The organism is Oscillibacter valericigenes (assembly GCF_016902445.1).
Lineage (GTDB): Bacteria > Bacillota > Clostridia > Oscillospirales > Oscillospiraceae > Oscillibacter > Oscillibacter avistercoris.
The window spans coordinates 1-7,401 of the sequence record NZ_JACSNX010000043.1 but is presented as its reverse complement, the minus strand read 5'-3'; the positions used below and the strand labels follow the sequence as shown (position 1 = coordinate 7,401).

General features: G+C 57.1%; 4 protein-coding genes. 2 read left to right on the top strand and 2 right to left on the bottom strand.

Features of this window, described 5'->3' with window-relative positions:
* A partial coding sequence (locus tag H9X91_RS13805) for an S-layer homology domain-containing protein (RefSeq protein ID WP_204805836.1) occupies nucleotides 1-3,034 on the top strand: 3,034 nt, incomplete at its 5' end.
* A 72-nt stretch (nucleotides 3,035-3,106) separates the two neighbouring features.
* Here the strand turns inward: H9X91_RS13805 and H9X91_RS13800 are convergent.
* Complete coding sequence (locus H9X91_RS13800) at nucleotides 3,107-3,592, bottom strand: hypothetical protein (protein WP_204805833.1); 486 nt, start codon at nucleotides 3,590-3,592, stop codon at nucleotides 3,107-3,109.
* 314 nt (nucleotides 3,593-3,906) lie between these two features.
* Between H9X91_RS13800 and H9X91_RS13795 the strand changes: the two genes are divergently transcribed.
* A complete protein-coding gene (locus H9X91_RS13795) occupies nucleotides 3,907-4,527 on the top strand; it encodes a hypothetical protein (protein ID WP_204805832.1) in 621 nt (206 codons plus the stop codon).
* 91 nt (nucleotides 4,528-4,618) lie between these two features.
* On the opposite strand, the gene H9X91_RS13790 is transcribed toward H9X91_RS13795, so the two are convergent.
* Complete coding sequence (locus tag H9X91_RS13790) at nucleotides 4,619-7,339, bottom strand: S-layer homology domain-containing protein (protein WP_204805831.1); 2,721 nt, start codon at nucleotides 7,337-7,339, stop codon at nucleotides 4,619-4,621.
* Between the last annotated feature and the right edge of the window lie 62 nt (nucleotides 7,340-7,401).

Here is a 7,401-nt window from a genome sequence, read left to right as displayed (position 1 = left end):
CACCGTCAGCGCCGGCGCCAAGGACTTCGGTGACAGCGCCGACCTCAGCGGCGAAGCCTATGAGGAAGCTGTCAACGTCATGTCCGAGATGGGGATCATCGACGGTTATGCCGATGGTGATTTCCGTCCCCAGGGCACCCTGACCCGTGGCGCTGCCGCCAAGATCATCGCCTGCATGATGCTGGGCAAGACCACGGCTGAGGCTCTGGGTACTTCCGCGGCTCCCTTCAAGGATGTTCCCGCGGGCTCTACCTTCGCCGGCTACATCGCCTACTGCGTGGAGTCCGGCCTGATCGACGGTTATGCCGACGGCACCTTCCGTCCCTCTAACACCCTGACCGGCTTCGCTTTCCTGAAGATGCTGCTGACTGCTCTGGGCTATGACAGCGCCATCGAGGGCTACACCGGCACCAACTGGACCGTGAACGTGGCCGGCCGTGCCACCCAGATTGGCCTGACCGACGGCAACGAGGACTTTGTCGGTTCCCGTGCCGCCACCCGCGAGGAGGCCTGCCTGTACGCCGTGAACGCACTGCAGACCACCTTGGTGGAGTATGACAGCAAGGGCACCAATGTGACTGTCAACGGCGCCACCGTCGCCATCGGCGCCTCCAAGCCCACCTTCGTGACCTCCAGCATCTCCGGCGCTGCCACCAGCATCGACGATACCATCGACAATACCACCCACGACTACACCGTGGAGTTTGCCGAGAAGTATCAGCCCGACCTGGAGAAGCACGATGACACCGACGACTTCATGCGTCCCGCCCACACTTGGAGCTGGAAGAGCAAGGAGATCGGCACCTATGTGGACTATGACCTGATGGTCGCCGAGTACACCACCAAGGTGACCGGCCGCGACCTGTACGAGGACCTGACTGCCTCCACCATCCGGGAGTATGACCTGACCTACTACGTGGATGGCGCCGAGCCCACTACTGACAACATCTCTAAGAACGAACTGTACCGCAACAATACCAGCAGCGTGGGCCGCACTGGCAACGGTGTCCTGACCCAGGTGTTCGTGGATGACGCCCACGAGGAGATCACCATTGTCTCCATCAACACCTATCTGGCTCAGGCCAACGCTAACTACAACTCCAAGAGCGAGAGCATTTCGCTCCAGGTCTACAACAATGCCAACGGCATTGCCCGCGTCGTGGATGTGGAAGATGTGCCCGCCATCGCTGATCTGCAGGAGGACGACTTTGTTCTGGTGAACTGGGCCAGCTCCGTTGATTCTGCTGCTTCCAAGACGGTTGTGGAGGTCATTGACGTACCCGAGGTCCTGACCGATGTCACTGTCGATAAGTTCTCTAAAAGTACTGAAGATAGTGTCGCAGGTCAGAGCAACAAGGATCGTGTGACTGCCATTACCACTGGTGGCTCTGAATATAAGGCCAATAAGCAGGCTTATTACGAGGATGCTACCTTGGGTGACTACTTCGGCGAGTTGCTGACCGACAAGACCTACGACATCTACATGGATCAGTACGGCTACTTCATCGGTGCCGCTCTGCACTCCGGCGATGATCAGTATGTCTTCATCGCTGCTTATGACCTGAACAAGAGCGCCATGGGTATCCGTAATGCTGACGCTCTGGCCATCTTCACTGACGGCTCTAAGAAGGAAATCGAGGTCAATACTAAGGACACCAACACTGCCATTGATGCTTACAACGCGAACGGCGGTGCTACCGGTTATAGCAAGTGGCAGGGTGCTACTGGAACTGGCCTCAACCTCTGGTACACCTATACCGTCGATAGCGATGGCGTGTATACCCTGGCTCCCGCCACCCGCTGGACAATTGAAACTTCTACTGGTAAGACCATTCAGACCGACAACCTGTCTCTGAATAAAAGTGCTGGTACTGGCCGGTCCTTCGGTAATGAGGACTCCACTTACATCACCGTCGAGAATGACACTAAGGTTGATTGGGGCTGGGTCATCGACGATGTTACCGGCGTGTACACCGGTGTTCAGAGCGTGAAGATGACGGTTGCTGCTGGCGATTGGATTGCTGCCGTCTACGACAAGGACAACTACATCATCGCCGCCGTGGTTCTGGGCGAGGCCGAGGGCGCTGTGGACAACTACGCCTACATCCTCTCCGGAGCCAACAGCGAGGGCCGCGACAGCGACGGTAACTACTACTGGACCTTCGATGCCATCCTTAACGGCGAGGTCCAGGAGATGACAATCAAGAGCAAGTACACCAGCACTGTTCTGGCCCTGAAGGAAGGCGTCGTTCAGGAACTGGTCATGGATAGCGACAACTATGTCACTAGAATCCGTCCTCTGGCCGACGCCGATAACGAGATGGGTTATGTGGCTGATGCTATTGATACTTCCAAGGATCAGGTCTATACGTACTCTGACTATCAGGCCAAGTCTCAGGTCACCGGCTATGATGTCTATCATATGGACTCCAATGGTGCGACTCTGTCCCTGGATGGCCGGACTCTACACTTCAACGCAGATCTGGATCAGTATGGCCTGTTCTTCGCTAGCGACGCCAAGGCGGTTGTGAAGCAGTATGTCAACAAGGATTGGCAGACCGTGGAGTATGGCTCTGTCAAGGAAGCCTACAGCACGCTGGCTGATATGGATGGCAATACTGTCAACGGTCTGACCTTCAAGGGCGAAGTTGTGGCCGTTCTGGACTCCAATGGCGTTGCCCAGTGGGTGTTCTTCTACGATAAGACACCCGTGAGCAGTGGCAACCAGCCCAATTACACCAATGGCAGACTGGACGTTCTGTCTCTCACCTACGCCAACGGCTCCTTCTCTGTCAACACTGGCACCAAGGAAGAGCTGAAGGCTGGCGGTACTTACAGCGTGAACGTTTATAGCGGTAGCTATGTCGTCGCTACTACCGGGACGATTGCTAGCGGCTATGTGGCTGCTGGCGGCGTCTGGACTGACGTGGTGAAAGCCAATGTTGGCACTGCCTCCGGCACTTACCGCGTGGTTGTCACTGTTACTGACGGTGCTGGTGTTGTCCGCTCCGGCGAGGCTACCTTCACCATCTAATCTCTGAGCGGGTCTGTACGCAAGTACAGATGGCAAAACTCCCCCGGGCTCACGCCCGGGGGAGTTTTTTGCTTACTCAGCGGTGAGAAATGCCGTTACACGGTAGGTCGTGCCCGCCGCATTCAACTGTCCCGCTGCATCCGAGTTGACGGCGTACCATGTGACGCTCTTCCCATCCGCCGACCAAGCAGCAGGCCAGGTGAGCGAACTGGACACCATAGGCACAAATACGTGCCCATCTCGGGTGAAAATGGCGGTCTTCTGCGCTATGTCGCCCCAGGAGTTCTCCAGTCCGCCGGTGATGATCACCAGCAGAGGCGGCTTTGGGAACGTCAACGAGTTTCGGCTGTTTTCCCCCACGCCGCCGCTGCCTACATAGCTTGTGGTCCAGATCTGGCAGTTGCCCTTTTCCGCCACCGCCGTCTCCAGGGCGGCGATGTTGTCGGCGTTTTCTTTCAGCGCCGCGTCGATCTTGCTGTTGTCACTGTTAAAATCTTCCATCAGGATCCGGTCCGTGGCTTCCCACTGGCTGAGTCCATAGTTTGCTGTCTGATTCAAAAACATCCCCCTTTCACGGGGATCCCCTCCCCGCCCGGAGGGCAAACGGCCAAAGCCTCCGGGCGGCGGAACATTCCCCGCACTACCTCCGGTAGTGCGGGGAAAAGTTGCATCCGGCAGTGCAGCAGAAAAACTTTTTCCAGTGCACGGAGACGTGCAACTTTTGCCCTACACTCCACAGGAGTGTAGGGCAAAGCGGAGGACCAGCCTCCGGCGCGGGAGCATTTTTCAAGTCCCGGCGCCCCTGCGGCGGCGGCCCGGCGTTTCCCCCTGCCGGGCCGCCCTGTAAATTGATACGAAACGAGGAATGTTTTTTGAACCAAACGGCCAATTACCAACTGTGTCAGTGGGACCCCACCGACCGGATCTTGATGGAAGATTTTAACAAAGATAATGAAAAAATCGACGCAGCCCTGAAGGCCAACGCCGACGCCATCGCGGCGGAGGCGGCGGCAAGGGCGGAGGCGGACGAAGCGGTCAAGGCCGCTCTGCCGCTTGTGAAGATCCTGGACTTCACCACGGAGGCCCCGGCGCCGCAGGTGGACCTGACCGTCCCGGACCTCACCCAGTACGCAAGCGTGACGCTCTGCCTGGAGGCGGCGGGCTGCCCGGACCTGGCCCTGCGGGTGAACGGCTCCACGGATTACAGGTACTGTGACGCCGCGGGGTCCGGCTCCGGCGGCGACTACTGCACGGAGCTGGTGGAGCTCTGGGCGGAGGACCAGCACCCCTGGGCGGACATCCACTTCAGCTGGCCCCGGCCCGGCGCCCCGGTGCGGGCGGTGTACTTCACGGTGCGGGACACCACCTATCAGGGATTTCAGTGTTACTGCCGGGACTGCACCTGGGAGGAGGTCACAACGTTCAATCTGCTGGCCCCCGGCGGCACCGTCCCCGCCGGGACCAGGGTCCTGATGTATGGAGTGCGAAAGTGAGCTGCCCGGCAAGCAAAAAGACAGGTTCCTGTTTCCAGGAACCTGTCTTTTGTTTTGCAAAACTGACTTCTCGGAGAAGGTAGTCGTCCGCTTACTTCAGCAGAGCGAGAGTAGCAGTTTCCACAACGTCGCCGACAGTTACGGTCACCTTGTAGGTGCCAGCATAATCATTTGCGCCGGAAGCCACTGTCAGGCTCATCGTGTTGCCTGCGGGAACGCCGCCTGTGCCGAGAGTAGTACTATTGGTTCCAACCAGTCCACCTTCGGAGGTCTCAATCTTAATGGACACCTTGGTGTTCTCACGAACATTCTCAGAGCAGGTCCAGTCGACCTTGAAACCAGTGCCATTCACCCAGCTCAGAGCAATGTTTTCGATCTTATAGTCATCAGAGAACCCGGGACCCTTGCCGGCCTCAACATCCTGATAGATGATGGCGGTCACATCGCCGCTATCGGTAACAAACCAGACCTTGTCGTCGTCATCGGTAGCGATGTTAGAGACGCTGTACACAGTCTCGTCGATGTCGCCATCCTCATCGATGTGGAAGACCTGGCAGTCTTTGCTGTACGTGTAGTAAGTACCGTTCAGACCCACAACATCGTTCTTGACGCGCTCGGTGCCCTTGCCCACGACAACATTACCGTCATCGCTCAGGCTGATGGCAACGCCATTCTTGTCATAGCTGACAAGGTTGAACAGAGCGAAGTTCTTCACCTGCTGAGTGGTCTTGATCGTAGTGAACTCACCATTGATGATGGCGTCGTACTCATAGTAGTCGCCCAGCGTGCTGTCGTGAGACAGACCAGTGGAGCTGCCCTTGACAAAGATCACATCATCACCGGAGCCGCTCACAGTGGCGTTCTTTGTAGCATCGACAAAGATAACCCGGGCGGCAGTACCCTTCTCCACATAGGTGGCCACAGGAATGTTTGCATCCTGAGCAACGATGATGTCGGGAACATTCTTGATGCCTTCATAAACACGATACTCAGTACCGTTGGAGCTAGAAGTCGCAATCAGGAAGGTGGTCTTACCATTGGCAGTAGTAGCGGTCACAGCACCACCAACAGAGCCAGCATTGGCTTTTGCAAACACGCCGTTGTACAGAGATGCTCTGCCATTCAGAATCAGCGCTTCCTTAGCACTTGCGTTCGGAGTGGAAAGCTGATCCTGGGCCAGTCTCACCAGCTTGTACTCGTTAGAGCTGTTCTTAGTATAAGAGACGATGTCGCCCTCATCGGCGCCGCCAGCATTCTTCAGATCCACAGTGCTGACTGTACCGTCAGCAAACAGCAGCTTTGCACGGTCACCAACCTTGCTGGAATCAATGCCAATAACTACAGCATAGTTACCAGAAATGGCATCGGTGTCCACGTAGACCACATAGCCATACTGATCCAGGTACACGGTGACTTCCTGATCGACAGCGTTCGTCAGATCCTTGATCTCACCCTTGTACTTGTCGGTACCCTTATAAGTGGTATCGCCCACCTTCAGGCTCTTACCCTCAGTGAAGGACTTCAGAGTGCCGGTCACGGTCTCAGAGGCATTGATCACGGTCTGGATGCCCTTGTCGCCGGACTTGTTGGAGTAGGTGTACAGCACCAGATCGTCCACATCGAAGGACTCCTCGGTGTCAAAGTTGCCGCCGACGCCAACACCGTCAGCCTTGGGAGAGATGCTGATGTAGGCGTCACGGTTGCCGGAGGCCTTGTGGGTGGAGGTGACCTCGCCCAGATAGGTGTCGATCATGGTGATGATGGCGGTGTCGTCATCGTCGTTGTAGAAGACCTCGGTCAGAACGCCGTTGCCGCCGAACTTGGTGGAGCTGTCGTTCTTGGACAGACCCTTCTCATCCTTCAGGTCATCATCGGCGCCGTTGCGATAGACCTCGACCTTGGAAGCCTTCAGGCTGTCGGACAGGTCCAGATCCTTGTAGATGTCGCCGCTCTTCACTTCTGCCGTGTAGGTCAGGTCGGGCTCGTCGGCATAGGTGCCGATGGTCTCGGACTTCAGCTTCCAGGTGGTGGCGGGACGCTCGAACTCGTCGGAATCGCCGGGCTGCTTCTTCAGATCGTCGAAGTAACGCTCAGCGAACTGCATCTTGTCGTCGTTGGCAATGGTCTCGGTCTTGTCATTGTTGGCGACATCCTTCCGGCTGGAAGTGGTGTTGATCTCAATGTCGCCCACAACAATGGTGTTCTTCTGGTCATACTCCACCATGGTGGCCTGCAGCATATTGTAAGCGTACAGGGCAGCCTCCTGGCGGGTCACAGCCTTGGAGCCCACAAAGTTGTCGTTGCCGTCGTCCAGACCGATGCCCACGGCCTGCTTGATCACGGAAACAGTCCAGTTGGCGCCGGTGTAGCCCTCGATAGAGCTGTCATAGCCCAGAGCGCCCAGCAGCATCTTCATGAACGCATTGCCGCTCAGAGTGCCGGTGGGACGGAAGGTACCGTCAGCGTAGCCGCTGATGATGCCCTGCTGAGAGCAGTAGGTGATGTAGCCCGCGAAGGTGTTGGTGACAGGCACGTCCTTGAAGGGAGCGGTGCCAGCGCTCAGAGCGGAGGCAGTGGTGGGGCCCAGGATCAGGTTGCAGATGATCTTGGCGGCCGCGCCGCGGGTCAGGACATCATCGGGCCGGAAGTCGCCGCCGGAATAACCGTCGACAACGCCCAGAGCAGAGATCACGTCTACAGCTTCTTTGTAGGTGATGCTGCTGTCGTCCGTGAAGTCCTTGGCACCTGCGCTGACGGTGACCAGAGACATGGTCATCACCAGAGCAAGCACCAGAGAAAGGAACTTCTTCATTCGGATTTCTCCTCCTTTTGAGTTTTCACCGTCGTCTTTCCAACTTTTTCGCCAGAAGAGTA